Below are 1248 nucleotides of genomic sequence, written 5' to 3' on the forward strand. Positions count from 1 at the left end.
TGTCCTGTGTGGATGGCTCCTGCAAAGCAAGACATTTTTGAAGTGATCGGCCTTTTGTCAGAAGCGGTCTTGTGTCCGGCCTGTTCGCGCGGTGCACGTGACCGCTGGCCCTGATGGTTTCCGCGGCCCAAGTCCCCATCCTCGCAAGCGGACAGATATCGTCCTGGACAAAACCCGGGGTGTCTTGGGATTGCGGCTGACGCATGTGCCATCACTTCACTGGTCTTGCTATCTCGGTTTATTCCTTTGCCTTTAGACGGTTCTAGTTCTGTAGGGTTCGTTTCGTGCGAGAACTGCCCAGATGATCCGCGCTGTTTTGTTGGCCATGGCAATCGCAGCGAGTTTCGCGGGCTTTCGTTCCAAGATGTCCGAGAACCACGGATCAAACCTTTCTGGCGCAGTTTTGATTTGTTTGATGCGCGATGTCATCCCGACAACCATCAGGTTGCGTATGTACCGATCGCCCATCTTGGATATTCGTCCCAGACGTTCCTTGCCCCCGGTTGATCTGTTGAGCGGCGTGAGCCCCAACCAGGCTGCGAAGTCCCGGCCACACCTGAACTGTTCCGCACTACCAATCGTGGCAACGATGGCTGATGCGGTGATCGGGCCGATGCCAGGGATCGTTTGAAGCAGCGCGATCCGGGGCTCGAACTTCGCGGCTTGTGTCAGTTTACGGCCATACCACAGCACCCGCTCATGCAAGGCCAAAAGCTGTTCACTCAGATCGACGACGGTGTCGAATGCCACTGGCGGGAGCTTCGGGGGTTGCCCTTGGGAGACATGCCTCGCAAACCGGATGGCGTGACCGACACCTTGGGCAAAGACGATCCCGAACTCCGCCAACAGGCCGCGGAGCATGTTGATGGTCTGGGTTCTCTGCCGAACAATCAGACTACGCGCCCTGTGCTGCGAAAGAATGGCCTGTTGTTCAGGCGACTTCACCTCAACGAAACGCATCGTCGGGCGGCAGACAGCTTCGCAAATAGCTTCCGCATCAGCCGCATCGGATTTACCGCGCTTAACGTAGGGCTTCACATAGGCAGGTGCGATCAACCTGACTTCGTGACCCAATCTGGCCAGTTCACGCGCCCAGTAGTGGCTTGCGCCGCAGGCTTCCATGCCGACCAGACATGGTTCCAGGCTCCCGAAGAACGAAAGCACCTGGCTCCGACGCAAAGACCGGCTAACCCCAACAGCGCCATCTTGTGTGACCCCGTGAACATGAAAAACGTTCTTGGCTAAATC

General features: G+C 57.1%; 1 protein-coding gene. It reads right to left on the bottom strand.

The genetic code is table 11. The features are described from left to right. Positions 1-252: 252 nt before the first annotated feature. On the bottom strand, positions 253-1248 hold a 996-nt coding region (locus tag AB2B41_RS23290), incomplete at its 5' end, for an IS110 family RNA-guided transposase (RefSeq protein WP_367880218.1).

It is taken from the genome of Sulfitobacter sediminis (assembly GCF_040811725.1).
Lineage (GTDB): Bacteria > Pseudomonadota > Alphaproteobacteria > Rhodobacterales > Rhodobacteraceae > Sulfitobacter > Sulfitobacter sediminis.